This is a genomic window from Pedobacter insulae, from assembly GCF_900113525.1.
Classification (GTDB): domain Bacteria; phylum Bacteroidota; class Bacteroidia; order Sphingobacteriales; family Sphingobacteriaceae; genus Pedobacter; species Pedobacter insulae.
Genome location: NZ_FOPP01000016.1, coordinates 1 through 18,170, shown reverse-complemented (window position 1 = coordinate 18,170; position 18,170 = coordinate 1). Strand labels below are relative to the sequence as shown.

At 39.6% G+C, this 18,170-nt stretch carries 10 protein-coding genes; all 10 read left to right on the top strand.

Annotation, left to right across the window (positions count from 1 at the left end; genetic code table 11):
- Nucleotides 1-431 precede the first annotated feature (431 nt).
- The 10 genes from BM207_RS18840 (at nt 432) to BM207_RS18795 (ending at nt 17,741) form a co-directional block, all read left to right on the top strand.
- A complete protein-coding gene (locus tag BM207_RS18840; protein WP_090998258.1) occupies nt 432-998 on the top strand; it encodes an RNA polymerase sigma factor in 567 nt (188 codons plus the stop codon).
- A gap of 99 nt (nt 999-1,097) precedes the next feature.
- Nucleotides 1,098-2,249 (top strand): FecR family protein, encoded by a 1,152-nt coding sequence (locus BM207_RS18835; RefSeq protein WP_090998255.1) that lies wholly within the window; start codon nt 1,098-1,100, stop codon nt 2,247-2,249.
- A gap of 216 nt (nt 2,250-2,465) precedes the next feature.
- Nucleotides 2,466-5,993, top strand: a complete 3,528-nt coding sequence (locus BM207_RS18830; RefSeq protein WP_090998253.1) for a SusC/RagA family TonB-linked outer membrane protein — start codon at nt 2,466-2,468, stop codon at nt 5,991-5,993.
- Between the two features lie 32 nt (nt 5,994-6,025).
- Entirely contained in the window at nt 6,026-7,360 is a 1,335-nt protein-coding gene (locus BM207_RS18825; RefSeq protein WP_090998250.1) for a RagB/SusD family nutrient uptake outer membrane protein, read from the top strand.
- 10 nt (nt 7,361-7,370) lie between these two features.
- A complete protein-coding gene (locus BM207_RS18820; protein WP_090998247.1) occupies nt 7,371-8,957 on the top strand; it encodes a TlpA family protein disulfide reductase in 1,587 nt (528 codons plus the stop codon).
- 147 nt (nt 8,958-9,104) lie between these two features.
- The gene (locus BM207_RS18815) at nt 9,105-9,743 is read left to right on the top strand and encodes an RNA polymerase sigma factor (protein ID WP_177217176.1); all 639 of its coding nucleotides are present in this window, start codon (nt 9,105-9,107) and stop codon (nt 9,741-9,743) included.
- A gap of 66 nt (nt 9,744-9,809) precedes the next feature.
- Nucleotides 9,810-10,952: a FecR family protein gene (locus BM207_RS18810; RefSeq protein ID WP_090998242.1), complete on the top strand. Its 1,143-nt coding sequence runs from the start codon at nt 9,810-9,812 to the stop codon at nt 10,950-10,952.
- A 233-nt stretch (nt 10,953-11,185) separates the two neighbouring features.
- Nucleotides 11,186-14,641, top strand: a complete 3,456-nt coding sequence (locus BM207_RS18805) for a SusC/RagA family TonB-linked outer membrane protein (RefSeq protein ID WP_090998239.1) — start codon at nt 11,186-11,188, stop codon at nt 14,639-14,641.
- A gap of 84 nt (nt 14,642-14,725) precedes the next feature.
- A complete protein-coding gene (locus BM207_RS18800; protein ID WP_090998236.1) occupies nt 14,726-16,087 on the top strand; it encodes a RagB/SusD family nutrient uptake outer membrane protein in 1,362 nt (453 codons plus the stop codon).
- Nucleotides 16,088-16,133: 46 nt separating this feature from the next.
- Complete coding sequence (locus BM207_RS18795; RefSeq protein ID WP_090998232.1) at nt 16,134-17,741, top strand: TlpA family protein disulfide reductase; 1,608 nt, start codon at nt 16,134-16,136, stop codon at nt 17,739-17,741.
- The last annotated feature ends 429 nt before the right edge of the window (nt 17,742-18,170 follow it).

Genomic DNA, 18,170 nt, shown 5'->3' with positions numbered 1-18,170 from the left:
GTGCGGGTACGGCTGCGAATGCACCAGTGGAAAGCATGGAAACGTGCGTCTGCGAGAATAAAGGGGCTCCTTAAATTAGGGGCTTCTAAACGGGACGCCTACAGGTGGGCGCATAGCAGCAAGGGTTATATCAGGGCGGCACAGGGATGGATTCTTTCAACAACACTCACGTTGGAAGAACTTAAACGCCGCGGCTACCGAGGCTTCATGGATACCTACTATTGGAAGAAGAAGAGAGCACAGACAACATTATTCTAACAAACCGCCGTATACCGAACGGTACGTACGGTGGTGTGAGAGGACAGGTAGCCAACTAATGGCTATCTTCCTACTCGATTTGATGAAATCTTATCAGAATTCTCGGTTTAATAAAAAATATCGCTAACATTGGTGAATCTTCCTGCTAAATTTAAGAGAAAATTGACCAATAGATGAAAGGATATCATGCATATAACGATGAGGAACTGCTCGATTTAATGAAAGCAGACGATCAGGGTGCATTTTCAGAAATCTATAACCGTCATTGGAAATTTTTATATAAAGCTGCCTATTACGCCGTAAAACGCAAAGAAGATTGCATGGACGTTTGCCAAACTGTTTTTCTATGGCTATGGGAAAACCGCAAGACAATAAAAGTAAAGTCGAACCTGCAATCATACCTTTATACCGCTGTGAAGTACAAAATTGCCAATCTCATTCGGCAGGGTAAAATTCGGGAAATCTTAATAGAAGACATGCTAGCGCACGATTTACAAGCAGACGAGATTAGCTTAGTGGAAATAAAGGAACTGAAAAGTTTTATCGCTCAGCTAATCGATGATCTTCCCGAAAAGTGCAGGGAAGTATTTCTATTAAGTAGAGATGAACATCTTAGTCACCGACAAATTTCAGAACGATTAGGGATTTCTGAAAAAACTGTTGACGATCATATTACCAGGGCCTTAAAAAAACTTCGTGCTCCACTGGGAAGATTGGCGTGTATTTTTCTTACGATTTGATAATTTTTCTGCTGATTTACAGCAGGTTGTATTTTTAGTTGGTTTACAGGCAGGTGTTATATCCTGTTTGAGTGCCTTATTCATAGTAGCAGTAATACTATGGACAAAGAACAATTCTTAAAGCTGATTGAGAAAATAGCTAATGGTGACGCTTCAGAAGAAGAGCTAAACCTATATAATGCCTACATGAATCGAATTGCACCAGGCAATGCGTCATGGAATGATGCTGAAATGGGTATACCCGAAAAAGTAAAAGTTGAACTCTTCTCTAAAATACAGGGAAGCATTCCTAAAGTTTACTCTTTATGGAAACGAATAGCCGTAGCCGCCTCTATAGTAGTTTGTTTTGGCCTTGGCTTATATGTGTACCAAGCAACCAAGGAAGAAAACAAAGGCCAAATATTATATGCAAATGATATCGCACCAGGAAAAAATGGAGCAACCTTGACTTTGGCCAATGGCCAAAAAATCCTGATTAACGATGCCCTTGCAGGAAACATCGCCGATCAATCTGGCGTAAAGATTTCCAAAACTGCCGATGGACAAATCATCTATGAGATTGCTGCGTCGCCTTCGTCTCCTCGCAATGGTGCAATCCAATACAACACCTTATCAACTACACGGGGGGAACAGGTTCAGCTGCGTTTGCCTGATGGAACCCTCGTGTTTTTAAATGCCGAATCGTCACTTAAATACCCCACGAGTTTTACTAAACTGGATAAAAGGCAGGTTTCTCTTACTGGGGAAGGCTATTTCGAAGTTGCTAAGGATAAACTACACCCTTTTATTGTAAATACAGACAAACAAGAAGTGGAAGTATTAGGCACGCAATTTAACATCAATAGCTATGAGAGCGAAGCGAATGTTAGGACTACCCTAGTTGAAGGTAGCGTTAAAGTTTCGGCATATAATAAAAGCACCATTTTAAAACCGAATGAACAGGCCATTTTAGCGGCAGATGGAAATATTAAAGTTACCGAGGCCGATGTCCAAGTAGCTGTGGCCTGGAAAAACAACCAATTTATGTTCGAAAGTGAAAATATCCAAGTAGTGATGAGGATGGTCGAAAGATGGTATAATGTAGAAGTTGAGTATGTGGGAGCCGTTTCTGACGAAAAGTTTTGGGGTGGGGTTTCTAAATTCGACAATGTTTCAAAAGTGCTAAAATCACTCGAAGAAACTGGCAAAGTGCATTTTAGAGTTGAAGGAAAGAAAATTTATGTATCCAAAGGAAAGGCAACAACTAAATAATATAATTAACAGATTACTCATTTTAAACTAAACAACATGAAAATAAGATTACGACAGAACAGCTAAGGCTGGGAATGGGAGTATAAAAAAAACCAGAAGTGCGTCTAACACCTCTGGTATTAATTCAACTCCGCTAATAATAAATTATCAACCTTTTAATTGCAGGATGCCAAAGCTTCGAAACCATAGGCAAACTGCTTAGAACTGAACAAACAAATGTATAAAAATTTTACTAAACACAGTGATGTGCCCTTGGGGTATGTTTCAAAAATATGGCTGATTATGCGATTAACCACCGTTATATTAATAGCTACCTTTCTCCAAGTAAGTGCTTCGGGATTTGGACAAAAGATTACCTTGTCTAAAACCAATGCGCCGCTTAAAACTATCTTCAAGGAATTAAGAAACCAAAGCGGCTATGTTTTTCTGTGCACAGAGAATCAACTCAAAGTAGCTAGGCCTGTTAATATCAACGTAAACGGACAAGACTTTCAGGATGTTCTTAAACAGATTTTCGAAAACCAACCACTAACTTATTCTATTAACGAAAAAACAATAACGATTAAGGAGAAAGAGCAATCCTTTTTTCAAAACCTGATAGCAAGGTGGCTGGCAATTGATGTGAAAGGGAAAATTACCGATTCACTCGGTACACCTTTGGCAGGTGCTTCTGTACGTGTGTTAGATCCTGCTGGAAAACGGATTGGTGGACAAGCTCAAACGGGAAGTCAAGGCGAATTTTTGCTAAAGAATATTCCAGAGGATGCCTTGATAGAGGTTTCCTATATCGGCTACCTTACACGTAAGATACCGGTGAAAGAGGATCTAGGAATCGTGGTTCTCAAGGTAAATCCGGGCAAACTTGCGGAGGTTGAGGTTACTTATAATACGGGATATCAGGAGATCCCGAAAGAACGGGCGACAGGTAGTTTTGTGTCATTGGGTAAAGAACTGATAGACCGAAAAGTGAGCACTAATATTTTGGATAGATTGGAAGATGTAACTCCGGGGTTGATTTTTAACAGAGGTCCGCAAAAGGGGAATGATCCTATTTCTATCCGTGGACGGAGTACTATTTATGCTAATACTTCACCGCTTATCATTGTAGATAATTTCCCTTATGATGGACCTTTAGAAAACATCAACCCGAATGATGTTGAATCTATCTCGGTTCTTAAGGATGCGGCGGCAGCATCCATTTGGGGCGCAAGGGCTGGGAATGGTGTAATTGTCATCACAACAAAACGAGGAAAAAATAACCAGCCTTTGCAAGTAAGCGTAAATTCCAATGTAACAGTGGCAGAGCATAGAGATTTGTTCTATGTTCCACAGATGTCTATACCAGATTTTATCAATATTGAGAAGGATTTGTTTGGAAGAAATTACTATAGTAGCTCGGAAAACAATGCTAATAAACCAAAACTCCCCCCTGCGGTAGAGACACTGATTGCACTTAGGGATGGAAAAATTACGGCCCAGGAAGCTGATGCCAGCATGAACCTCTTCAGTAAATCCGACATTAGAAATTACATTCGAGATTATTATCTCCAAAAGGGAATCAATCAGCAATATGCACTGTCTATTTCGGGCGGAAGTGCAAGCCATGCCTATCAGGTTTCATTAGGTTTTGATAACATACGCCCGGATGTAGTGGGCAATGGTAATAATAGGCTGACACTTTCTATTGGAGATCACTGGAAAACCCTTTCGGATAGATTGGAGATAGGTCTCAGCATTAATATGTCTAATCAAAATACTCATACCCGTACTGATATTCCTGGGGGCTATGCTTACGACAGACTTGCAGATGAAAATGGCAATCCATTAGCTGTCGCTAATATTTACAGCACACGATACATCAACACTGTTACGAATAATGGCTTATTGGACTGGACCTATGTTCCCTTAAATGAAATCGGAAAGAAGGACTATAATACTCAAGCTTACGATATCCGTGTCAATCCTTCGATGCAGTACTCGCTAACTTCTGACCTGAAATTTGGACTGTTTTATCAGTACTGGAAAAACATTAGGGCCTCCAGAAACCGCGACCCTCAGGAACTGTTTTACACGCGTGACCAAATTAATAAGTATACACAGGTTGATGCACAAGGAAGCTTCACTTATCCGGTCCCAATGGGAGATATCCTGTCAACGGCGCAATCAGATGCCTATTCACACACTTTTCGTCCCCAGTTATCCTATGCAAAAGAACTGGCTTCAAAGCATTATTTGAATGGTATAGCGGGAATGGAAATCAGGGATCTTCAAGGGGTAAGCCATTCAGATAGATTTTACGGTTATCGAGATGACATGGGAAGCAGCCTTCCTGTTGACATGGTTACCAGATACCGCTATTACTACAATCCGGGACAACAAGCGACTTTGCTTTCCGGAATATCCCATGACGGGAATACAGATCGCTTCGTATCTTATTACGCCAATGTTGGATACGATTACCGCCACCGCTACTTTTTGAACGTAAGTGGCAGAAAAGACCAGGCAAATATTTTCGGAGTGGATGCCAATATGCGTGGTGTACCTTTGTGGTCTATAGGTGGTGCCTGGATCCTCTCGGAGGAAAGTTTTGCAAAGGATCGCAATATGCCCTTTCTCAAGTTTAGAGCTACTTTTGGATATGGTGGAAATGTAGATAAAAGCCTTTCATCAGAGGTTACCGCTCAATACGCAAATTTTTTTAGTTATGATGTGCTGCCACAATTACGAGGGGCTATAATTGTTAATCCTCCAAACCCTACGTTGCGCTGGGAAAAAGTGAAGACAAGTAATCTTGCAATTGATGTAGAAACAAAAAATGGCATCTTTTCAGGGACAGCTGAGTACTATTCAAAATATTCAGAGGATTTACTTGGTGATTACTCACTACCGGCGTCAAAGGGTTTGACCAATTTTAGGGGAAATTTTGCAAAAACACTAGTTAGAGGCGTGGACCTGACCTTGACGGGTAAACCATTTCGTGGAAATTTTTCCTGGACAACCACTTTGAACTACAGTGGCTTAAGTGAAAAGGTATTAGATTTTGAGAAGATACCCACTGTTACTAACTTGTTGGGTACAGCCTTCAGCGCATCTCCTCAACCTATAGTAGGCAAGCCTTTATATGGAGTTTATACATACGAATGGGCAGGTCTAGATCCGAAAAATGGAAATCCTTTAGGAGTGTTAAACGGACTGCCCAGCTCTGACTATCTGGCTATTTCAAGCGCTGCCACTGTAGAAAATCTCCAGTATCACGGTTCTGCCAGACCAACTTCCTTTGGTGCATTTAGGAATGACTTTTCATATAAAGGCCTGACTTTGTCTGTTAATATTTCATATCGTTTAGGGTATTATTATAAGCGGTTTTCTATTGATTATTTTTCCTTACTAAGGGGAGGGATTGGCCACGGCGACTTTGATAAAAGATGGAAGAAACCCGGTGATGAACAGTCGACACAGATTCCGTCATTGCCCGCAACCGCAGACTCAAGACAGCAAAATTTTTATTTCAATTCGGCAGCATTGATAGAGAAAGGTGACCATATCAGACTAAATGATATCCGACTTTCTTATACTATAAATAAAATGAAGTTCCCAGGCCTAATATTCAAATCAGCACAATTTTATAGTTACGCAAATAATTTGGGGATATTATGGAAAGCATCGAAAGATGTGCTTGACCCAGATTATCAGACTGCTGCTCTGGTTAGATCGTTTGCAATAGGAATGAAATTGAATTTCTAAAATACCTTTTTACTCATTAATAAATAATTGTTATGAAAAAATATTTTGTCATTTCGGCGCTTTTAATCATACTTACAGCCAATGTCTCCTGCGAAAAGTTTCTCGCAGAAAAGCCAAAAAAATCGATTTTAGTTCCCCAGTCCAAGGAGGATGTAAGATACCTCCTTGATTATTACACGACACTAAATGAAAACCCCTTACTTAATTTTACATTGTCAGATGATTGGATCACGACTACACCAAATTGGGAAGGATTGAATCCTTGGTTTCAAAATTCCTATTTGTGGAAGGAAGAAATTTTTGCTCATGGTGAAAGATCAACTGATTTTTCCAGATTGCATAGGAAGGTTTTTTATGCAAATATCTGTCTCGATATTTTAGGGAAAATCGGCGGAAACGGTGATTCTGAAGTAAGTTCATTAAGAGGTGAAGCACTTTTTGTTCGGGCTGCTGCATTGTTCTATTTGGCTAAATTATTTCTGCCACATCCAGACGGAGGCCCAGACACCGACAATATGCAAATTCCAATTCAACTTTCTGCTGATGTAAACGCGAAAGCAGAATGGATGACCATAAAGAATATTCTCGATAGAATTGAGGCAGATTTAACCGAAGCATATTCCGTAATTGAGCAAAAAGCAGCCTTTAAGACCCGGCCTGACAAAGTAACTGTAAAAGCATTATTATCTAGATTTTATCTTTATTCAGGAAACTATGGGGCAAGTCTTGATGCGGCGAATTCAGTGCTGAATTCTACGTATAAGCTTCTCAACTATGCTGAACTTTCTGCAGGGAAGCCTTACCCTTTTACACTTTTTAATGAAGAGTCTATATATTACGGTTACCATAGCAATTATTTAGTTACCGATGGTCCTGCTAGCTATATAAACCCAGATCTCTATGCAGATTATGTGGATAATGATTTTAGAAAGCAACTTTTTTTCAAACTCGATGCTGGAGGAAAACCTCTTTTCAAAGGATCCTACACCGGAGGTTTTAGTTTATTTACGGGAATCACTTATTCAGAAATCCTGCTCAATGCAGCCGAATCAGCTGTTCGCTTAGGTAGAATTGACGAAGGTATGGGTCTCTTGAATACACTTGCCCAGAAGCGCTACAAAGATTTAAAAGTTTGGACCGAAAATATAGGTCCAGATCCTTTGGAAACAGTTATGCGGGAGAGACGTAGGGAATTAGTCTTTAGAGGAACCCGTTGGATGGATATGAAAAGACTTGCCGCCAAGGGTGAACTTCAACTCCCTATATCACGCGAGATACGAGGAGTTGTTTACCGCCTTGAAAACGATCGGCAGTTTACGCTTTCACTTCCTCTTTTTGAGTTAGAATTAGAAAATAAATTTAATTAGTTAGTGTATTATGATGTTTAATAAATTAAGCAATATTATAGGATTTTGGTGTTTAGGAATGTTTTGTGCATTTCTCCCAAATATTATCTTCGCTCAAAAGATCGAAGATGTAAAGAAGAAAACCGCATCAGCAGTTATTTATGGCGAAATTAGTAACAATGTCGATGTTGATACGGTGGAGGTAATAATTAATGAAAAATTTATCACCAGTAATTATCCTTCCAGTCATCGTTATCGCATTGGCACTACACGTGGTAATCTTTTTCAAGGCAATATGAAGGAACGAACGTTCGAAGTCAAATTGCCCCCATTTTTAAACCCTGTACAAATAAGTTTACGAACCAAAGCACATGGTGTCATAAATGATTTTGTTGTTGAGCCAGGAGACAGCGTTTTATTCCGTATCAGCGCACTTAAATTGCAGGTAAGCATGGGGTTTATGGGTAAATCTGCTGAAAAATTCCGAGTGCAACGCGAGTTAGCAGAAGCCGCTTTAGCCGACAAAATTCAACAAAAAGAAGTTATGATTAGTTTGGGAGGAAATCAGACTAGGGAAGAGTTTCTTGCAGATAGTTTGAAACTTCATTTATTCCAAACTGCTCAACAAAAGGCAAAAACTGGTTATGGTAGGGTGCTACAATACCTTAATCCTGGCACTGAGGAAATAGACTATCTTTTAAGGTACCTTCAAGATGACTTCAAGAAAACTGCGCAATGGAAAACTTTAATGCGAAACAAGGGTGAAATATCAGAGAAATTTTACAATCTGCTGTATAGCAATACAATTGGTGAATTCTTAAGTATGCGTATAGGCTTCTTAGGCAATTATATCAAGATGAAGGATAAACGTGTAGATTCGGCATATCATAAATTTTTACAAGACTACCCCTTAGTTCCTAATGATCAACAGCAATATTCTCAACCCTATATTAACTATTTAATGAAACGGATGATTGTCGTATCTGCCAAGGAGCAAAAACCATTTATTGATATAGTTTGTCAAGAATTGACAGGGGCAATTAGAGATCGAGTCATCGCTAGGTACGTATTTAATAATTATAAACACGTGTCAGACAGTGTAGGTTTAATCACTAAAGCCCTAGAGATTATAAAAACTCCTTGGCTGAGAGATGAATTGAAGCATATTCTTGAAAACAGTAGTGTAGGAAAACTTGTAAATTTCGAGCTGCCAGATACCAAAAACAAGTTTACAAAAATGAGTGACTTCAAAGGCAAAGTTGTGCTATTGGATTTTTGGTTCACCGGCTGTTCGCCCTGCAAATGGCTATATCAAAGCCAGTTGAAAAAGCTGGAACAACATTTTAAGAACACGGACAAATTTGTGAAAATCGCAATTTCTGTGGACAAGGACCAATCCAAGTGGCTAAAGAGCGTTTCGGAAGGTGAGTACACTTCACCCTCGGGTGTGAATCTAACTACTGGAGGTGATCATCATCAGCTGATAAAGGAGTTCGACGTTCGTAGTTACCCATACCTTATGTTGGTGGATCAGGATGGCAAATTGGTACGTTCAAGTGGCCTGTCATCACTCACCACTGAACAGTTAATAAAGGAGATCGAAAATTTGATAAAATAAGCTCATATAGAATTTAGGTTAATTAGTTAGTTAAAATAGAGGCTCACCGGATGGTAGCCTCTATTGTTATTTTCACTTTTTTAATCTGTGCTGTTTGAACGTCTTATTTGGATAAATGGGTAGTAATTGCATATCATTGTTAAAGATTTGACAATTTTTAATCGAACGCCATTGGTAAATAATACGCAGTATAGCAATTATTCAGATGCCGAGTTAATCTCTCTGCTACAAACAGGCGACGAGCTGGCTTTTAGCATCATCTATATTCGCTATTGGGAAAAGCTTTACTATAGCGCGGTTAAAAAACTTCGTGACGAAGCCGAAGCGCAAGAGTGTGTACAGGAAATATTCTATGCCCTTTGGAAAAATAAGGAGCACTTCCAGCTCCGTGAAAATCTGGAAAACTACCTTGCGGTTGCCGTTAAATTCCAGGTAATCCAGCGGATCGCCAAAAGTAAACGCAGAAATCTTGTCGAACAAGCTTTAACAAGGGACGCAGAAGAACAGGCAGATGCATCAGGGTCACACTGGAGCCAATATGACCTTGAAATTTTACAGGCTCGCTTAAGCAAGGTGATCGATACCCTGCCCAAAAAATGCAAACTGGTCTTTAAAATGAGTAGGGACGAGCATTATACCAATAAGAAAATAGCAGAAGAGCTAGAGATCAGCGAAAAAGCCGTAGAGAAACATATCACCCATGCCCTAAAATTATTGCGCACTGATTTAGGCACCAAAGGTTTCATCATGCTCTTAGCTAATCAGTGCCTATGGGCTTCATATTAAAAATAATTTCAGAAAAAAGGTAGGGTTGGCGGGCCTTCATTACACTAGTGTATAAATGCCCTAGAAATGGATAACCAGCGAATTACTCAACTAGCCCAGAAAATCGTCGATGCGAACATTACCGAGATAGAACTTGAAGAGTTTAACCATTGGTACTATAGTGATGATGGTGAAAGTTATCAGGTGAATTCCCATCAAAGCAAGGACGAGCTGGCGCTGGCCATTTATCGCAATGTTATCCAGCGTGCTGAATTGCAGAAGAAACCAGTTAAGGTAATGAAGCTATGGCCACGAGTTGCGGTCGCAGCTGCGGTATTACTTGCTTTCATGGTTGGAGGATATTTCTATTACGATAGTAAAATTCAGCCTACCGAAACTGGTGCTTATCAAAACGATATTGCTCCAGGAAAAAATGGTGCCACGTTGACGTTGGCAAATGGTCAAAAAATATACGTTTCTGATGAAAAGGTAGGAAAGCTTGCCCAAGAATCAGGTGTGAGTATTTCCAAAACAGCCGACGGACAAATCATCTATGAGATTGCTTCGTCGCCTCGCAATGATGCAGTCCAATACAACACCTTGTCAACTACACGGGGGGAACAGTTTCAGGTGCGTTTGCCTGATGGCACCCTCGTGTTTTTAAATGCAGAATCCTCTTTAAAATATCCTACCAGTTTTGCCAAGCTTGATCAAAGGCAGGTTACTTTAACAGGTGAAGGATATTTTGAAGTAGCTAAGGATAAAGCCCATCCTTTCATTGTGAAAACAAGTGCTCAGGAAGTAGAGGTATTAGGTACTCATTTTAACGTGAATGCGTACATAAACGAACCCTCAATCAAAACCACTTTAGTGGAGGGAAGCGTTCGCATTTCGCCATCCAAAGAGAATGCAAAGGATCTTATCTTAAAGCCTGGACAACAAGCTACTTTAAATAATAATGCGCTAACAGTGAAAGAGATCGATGTAGAAAGAGCGGTTGCCTGGAAGAACAGTACGTTCAGTTTCGAGAACGAGGATATCAAATCCATTATGCGCAATGTAGCGCGTTGGTACAATGTAGAAGTGGTATATGAAGGCGATTTGCCTGCTGAAAGATTTGGCGGGGGAGTGTCGAGATTTGAGAATGTTTCCCATGTGCTGCGGATTTTAGAAAAGACAGGTGCGGTACATTTTAGGATTGAAGGCAGGAAAATTATCGTTTCGAAATAACAATATATCTCCTATGAAGAGTAAAATTAACTGGATGTTTAACTTAACGCATTTTTAAATGGAAATACACATGAGATTGTAGCTGAGCTACAAGGCATTCCGGTAAAAATCAGATCCCGACGGCAATCGAGACCTGATTAAAGCTTGGAATGTCAATAATAAATTATTAACCAACCGCAGTTGCCCAAGTTTTGAAGGCTACAGGCATACTGCATTAACCAAACTAATCACTAATGTATAGAATTTATACCAAATTTTTGCTGATTATGCGATTAATCGTCGTGATATTACTAGCATCTTTAATGCAGGTCAGTGCGGCTTCCTTCGCACAGAAGATCAGCCTATCCAAAAAAAATGCGCCACTAAAAACCGTAATCAAGGAAATCCGGTCGCAAAGTGGCTTTGAATTCGTGTATACCGAAAATATCTTTTCGGCCGCAAAACCTGTAAATATCAATGTAAAAGGTGTCAGCCTAGAGGAAGTGCTACAACAGGTCTTTAAGGATCAACCCTTTACCTTTGCTATAGACAGTAAAACCATTATCATTAAACCAAAAGAAAAATCTATTCTTGACAAGTTAATAGCATATTTTGTGAATATTGATGTCAAAGGGCGCTTGCTTGATGAAAATGGCGTGCCTTTAGCAGGTGCATCAGTATTAATTAAAGGGACAGAGCGAAAGACCACAACCAATGACAAGGGTGAATTTTCATTCACTAATGTAGATGAAAAGGCAATTCTTATTATTTCTTTTGTGGGCTATGAAACTAAGGAAGTTGTTGTAAAAGCTGATTTAGGAGCCATCAAAATGACTGTTAGTACAGGAAAGCTTGAGGAAGTTAAGGTAAGTTATAATACGGGTTATCAAGAGTTGCCTAAAGAAAGGGCTACGGGATCGTTTGAAATATTAAATGCGGAGTTGCTGAATCGTAGGGTGAGTACCAATATTATCGATAGAATTGCTGATGTTACTCCAGGTCTAATCGTGTTAAAAGACGGGTTCTCAGCTAATCAGGAACAGAAAATTATTATCCGTGGATCGAGTACTATTTTAGCTGAAAACCAGCCACTGATAGTGGTTGATAACCTAGCCTACGACGGGCCTTTAAGTAGTATTAATCCCAATGATGTTCAGAGTATTACTGTTCTCAAAGATGCGGCAGCCGCATCTATTTGGGGAGCAAGAGCAGGAAATGGGGTAATTGTAATAACCACTAAGAGGGCTTCAAAAGGCCAGGCAACGCAAGTAACTTTTAATGTAAATGCAAATTGGGGGCAAAAGCCAGATGCTCGATATATCCCGCAGATGCAGATTTCAGGATTTGTGGATCAGGAAATCAAATTATTCAATAAAGGATATTATAACGGACAGGTCAATGCCAACAATAAAACAAGGCTTAGCCCGGTTGTGGAAGCCTTACTCCAGCACAGAGATGGCATGATTTCAGACTCACAATTAGAACTTTCCTTAAATGGCTTTCGAGCAAGTGACGTACGTGACGATTTAGAAAAGTATTTCTATAGGGGTTCTCTTAACCAACAGTATGCATTAGGACTTTCAAAGGGATTGGAAAATTATAACTATACACTCTCTGTGGGCTGGGATGACAATAGACCCAACAGATTAACAGAGAATAATTCACGGTTTACACTTTCATCCAACCAGAATTGGAGCCTTTTAAACAAGAGGCTGGAACTTGGCGTAGGTACGTATCTTAGTTTGGGTACTACTGAATCCGCATTTCCCTCAATCGGTAATTTCTTTGCATACGATCGGCTGGCAGATGGTAATGGGAATGCATTACCTGTTTTTAGAACCTATAGTGATCGTTTCAAGGAATCTGTAGCGGACATGGGCTTGTTGAACTGGAAGTATGTGCCCTTAGAAGAAATCGGGTTGAGCCCTAATAAAAGTGGATCAAATGACCTCAGGTTAAATGCAAGTTTGGGGTATAACATACTATCCGGATTAAAAGCCACTGCATTATACCAATACTGGATTAACCAATCCTCAAATAGTTTATTTCAACCTTTGGAAGCTTATAATACCAGAGAGCTGATCAATAATTTTTCAAGATTAGATAATGCGGGAAATCTGGTCAATACTGTCCCAGTGGGTGGCATATTGGATGAAACTAAGAATCGTGATTATAGCCATACGCTTAGAGCACAGTTAACATGGGACCAGACGTTTGCGGGCGAGCATCAACTAAATCTTTTGGGAGGAATAGAACTCAAGGATCAACAAGGGTCTGGGAGTACATACCGTTCTTATGGGTATGATCATCTGCTTGGTTTGAGTAAGCCCGTAGATTATGTAGGCTTGTATCCACAACTTTCTACGGGTTCTCAGAGTACAATACCATTTTTGAATGATTTTTCAGGAACCGTCAATAGATATTTATCTGGATATCTAAATCTCGGATATACCTTTAAGAATAGATACATAATTAACGGAAGCGGCAGGATGGACAAGTCTAATCTTTTTGGAGTGAGCGCTAATCAAAAGACAGTTCCGTTGTGGTCGGCTGGATTGGGGTGGGTAGTTTCCGAAGAAGAATTCTTATCAGGATCCTGGCTGTCCTATTTAAAACTTAGAACATCGTATGGCTATAATGGGAATACCAACGCTAGAGCAACAGCCTTTACAACAGCCGATTACTTAAGTGCAGGCTATAATGAATTGGTCGGTCACCCTTTTTTAGGGATTTTAACGCCTCCAAATCCTGAACTCAGATGGGAAAGGATCAAGATTGTTAATCTGGGACTGGACTTCGAATTGGGAAAAAGATCTTGGTATGGTGCATTGGAATTTTATCAAAAGGCTGGATTGGATCTGTTGGGTTCTCAGGAAGTTTACCCTTCATCTGGTTTTACATCGGCAGTTCTTAATTATGCATCAACTTCGACTAATGGAATGGATCTAAGTATAAATTATAGAAAACTGAATGGAGAACTAAAGTGGACAAGTTCCTTTTTCTACAGTTTGGTTAAAGAGAAGGTGACTGATTTTGAAAAGCGATCTACTTCTTCTCAAATCATGAATTCACAGCCTGGTGCAGAGGTTCCGGTACTGGGCAAACCACTCCATTATATCTACTCCTATCCTTGGGGGGGATTAAATCCAGAAACAGGTGCACCTAGGGGGGTAATTGAAGGAATTCCTAGTGAAGATTACCAGGCAGTCCTACAACTTCCAGAAGAGGGTTTGATTTATCACGGAAGTTCTAGACCAACGAGTTTTGGAGCATGGAGAAACCAGTTTGATTGGAAGGGATGGAATCTTTCGTTTAACATCAATTACAGACTGGGGTATTATTTCAGAGACTTATCTGTTAACTATGATGAAATCAATAGGGGTAATATTGGGCATTCAGACTATGACCTCAGGTGGAAAAGTCAGGGAGATAAAACGACCATTCCTTCTGATCCTGGAATGGTGAATTCCTCAAGGAATACCTTTTATCTTAAAAGTTCAGCACTAGTAGAAAGAGGTGATCATATCCGTTTTCAAGATGTGAGATTAGCTTTTAATTTTAATCCGGTTCGTTTCGGACAAATACAACTATATTCTTACTTCAATAATTTGGGAATGATCTGGAAAGCATCTAACCGAGCAAAGGATCCCGAAAACAGATTTTCACAACTTCCAAAAACGGTTGCCATAGGCATAAAAATTATACTCTAATGATTACACTCCGAAGAGACGAAAGTTTACATATCATATTGGCGGAAACTTTTGCACAATTCTAAAACTATAAACATAAAAAAGATGAAAAATATTTCTTACTTACTTTTATTTTCGGGCTTTTTTCTTTTATCGAGCTGCGAAAAATACTTTGATGAAAAGACAGATATTTCTTTGGTTGTCCCTCAGACCCTAGACGACTTTCAGGCCATACTTGATGCAAAGCCCCGCGGAATGAATTCCTCAGCATTGGCAGGATTTCTGAGCTCGGACGATCTTTTCTTGGGCCCAGCTATTTTGGCCCGTTTGAATTACAGAGAGGTATCAGCTTATTTCTGGAGAAAAGATTTTTACCTGCCTGATGAGGTAGGTTCTGACTGGAATAATGCGTACAGAAAGGTATTCCACGCTAATTTGGTATTGGATGGTTTGAAAGGATATAAGACTAGAAGCGTAGCTGAGGAGAATCGAGCAAAAATTCTTGAAGCTTCTGCTAAATTTTATCGCGCATTGGGGCATTTTGAATCCTTGAGTTATTTTGCGGAATACTATAACTCCACTAATTCAATGCAACTTGGAGTGCCGATTAGACTTACCTCAGACTTAAATCAGAAAGCAAAACGTTCAACCCAAAAAGACAGTTATCAGCAAATCATCGACGACCTAAAATTTGGATTAAATATATTGCCGGATAAACCTGAGGTGCCGACTAGGCCATCTGCTTGGGCAGCTCATGCGCTTTTAAGTAGGATATATCTTTATATGGGTGACTATGAGGCTGCATATATACATGCAAATGCAACCTTGGAAATTGATGATGTCCTTATGGATTATGCTAAGTTGAATTCCAATCTAACTTATTCTTTTCAAATATTTAATTCAGAGGTGATCCATTATGGCGAATTGATTAGTGGACGTTATGCATATGACGCATCTACCTTTGTGAATCCTGAAATTGTCAGACTATATAGTAAAGATGATTTACGACTTTTTTACTTCTTTAAAAACAGCTCGGTGGATTCTTTAAAAAATTTTAGGGGGAATTACACAGGAGACTACTACATTTTTGGGGGACTGGCGATTAATGAAGTGCTATTAAACAGGGCTGAGGCGGCTGTAAGGATTGGGCAAAATGATAGAGCACTTGAGTCTGTAAACTACTTGCTTGCTAACAGAATAAATCCAGCTTCTTTCCAGCCATATGTAGGAGTAAAGGATAATGATCTCTTAAATATCATTATGCTGGAACGAAGAAAAGAGCTAGTGTTTAGGGGAATCAGATGGCTAGACTTGAAAAGGTATAATAATGATCCTAGTACAGCTATCACGCTTTTCCGAAATTATAACGTGGAAAATTCAACGCTTCCACCCAGAGATATCAGATATGTGATTCCAATTCCTCCCAAAGAAATTGCATTAAATCCAATGCAACAAAATCCTAGATAATTCCTTTTTATTAAATAAAGGCCGCTTATAGGCCACTCAAAAGCACATGAAAAAATTATTTTTAATATCATCGTTAGTCTTGATGACTATCTCGATTTTCCTGAATAGAGATGAACTTTACGCACAAGCTGTGGCTTCACCTGCCATTTCCCAACCAAATAATGCTGGTCCATTAATCTATGGGGAGCTTTTAAATCCTGATTCTTTAGGGGATTTAAGAATCGTTTTTACACCTTATTATTTTGCTAAAAGGCACACAGCTCGTCAAGAAGAAATATTTCCCAAACTGGAGTCAGGAACTTTTTTTGATGGGGTTGTCGATCCTAGGGCGAAGAAATTTCTTGTCCAGGCACCTAGTTTTGACAGACCAATTCATTTTTCTGTGCTGTTAGGAAAGCGCAAATTGCTGGATAATTATATATTATTTCCAGGAGATAGCATCAAAATATCCATTAATCTTCAAGATAATTTTTTGATGTTTGGTGGGCCTGATGGCGCTGGGCTGGAGCTGCAGTATCAATTGGATAGACTTAAGCATCAAAAAGAGTTCGAACTGCCCCGCACAATCCTAACAGCTAATCCTGAAGCTATTTTTACTGAAAAAAAATACCGAGATCAATGGGAGGCACAGAAAACTGTGTTTGGTGCCAGATTGGAGTTTGAAGAGCTTAATAAGGACGTTTTTGACAAAAAAATCTCAGAACTTGAAAGATTAGATAGTACAATTTTTCCATACCTAGCATTGGCGGAAAAATTTGGAAATAGTTTAACCCTTGAAAAGAAGGATTTGATCCTCTTGGAACTCTATGGTTCACACTACCACCCTTTAGTTTATTCGTTTTATGTTTTTTATTTTTCAGAAATGCCGAGATTTTTCAACGAGAAAGAGCTGAAAGTTATGCATGAAAGAACCAGATCTGCACTAGTAAAGTTTCCTGGGCCTAAGTTTTCTAAGCAAGCTCAATTGGTTTCGTCCACTTGGATGGATATGGAACTGGCGAGGCTTTGCGTGCTTAGCCTAATTGAGAATAAACCCTTCTTGGATATACTGAATTCAAATCATTCTGGTGAAGTGGCAGACAGGCTAGCTACTGCTTTTTTAACAAAAGATCTGGGAAGGTATCCAGACCCGAAATCTATACTTTCTCAATACTTGGCGCAGATGAAGTACAGTCCCTGGAAAGATAAGGTATTAGCATTGAAATCAGCAACGGTACCTGGTGAGCCTATCATTGATTTGGAATTAGAGGACCTGAAAGGTGATAAGTTTAAATTCTCTAAACTTTTTGGTCGACCGACAATAATCTACTATTATTTTTCTACATGTACATTTAGTGCTCGTTATTTCAAGGAAATGCTTTTTCCTTTATATGAAAAAACAGCAAAAGCAATGGGAGTGGACTTAATCGCTGTTTCAGTAGATGAAGATAGAAATTTGTGGCTTGCTCAGCTTGATGAATTTTCGGATCCTTCTATTCCCACTTATAGAATGTTTGGAGCCCCCAAAAAAATATGGTATGAGCACTATGCCGTTAGAGGTTATCCAAAGACTATTTTTATCGATTCTGCAGGAATCATCAAGTCTTTTGGGCTTTCCAGGAAGAGCTATGGGGAGTTTGAGTCGGATTTTCTGAAGGTAGTTAAAGGCCTGTAAAAATTAAGAAGCGAATTTATGCGGATTGGAGTCTATTGAAATTTAAAATCTTCAGTAATAATTTTAGGTTAATTAGTTAATTAAATGGAGGTTTACCGGATGGTAGCCTCCGTTTTGGTGCGCCAGGCATGGGTATGCGCTATAGGGTGAAAGTCCCGAATACGCCTTTACAGTAGGAAGTATTAGCCAAGAGCAAGGGTGTCGTGGGCGACTGCGAATCTGAAGGAAGCTGGCGGCAAAAGTTTGGACCGACGGACAGGAACTGCATACCAAGGCGGTGCCACATGGGCGATGTTGCAAAAGAAACAAAAGCCCCATACTGTACGAAATGTGGATACGTAGATGCAGCGGTTAGATGAACGGAAAGCGAATGATCCTTACCCTGGGAGATCTGTAAGTATGGCTGGTAGAACGGCCAAACCACGGCAG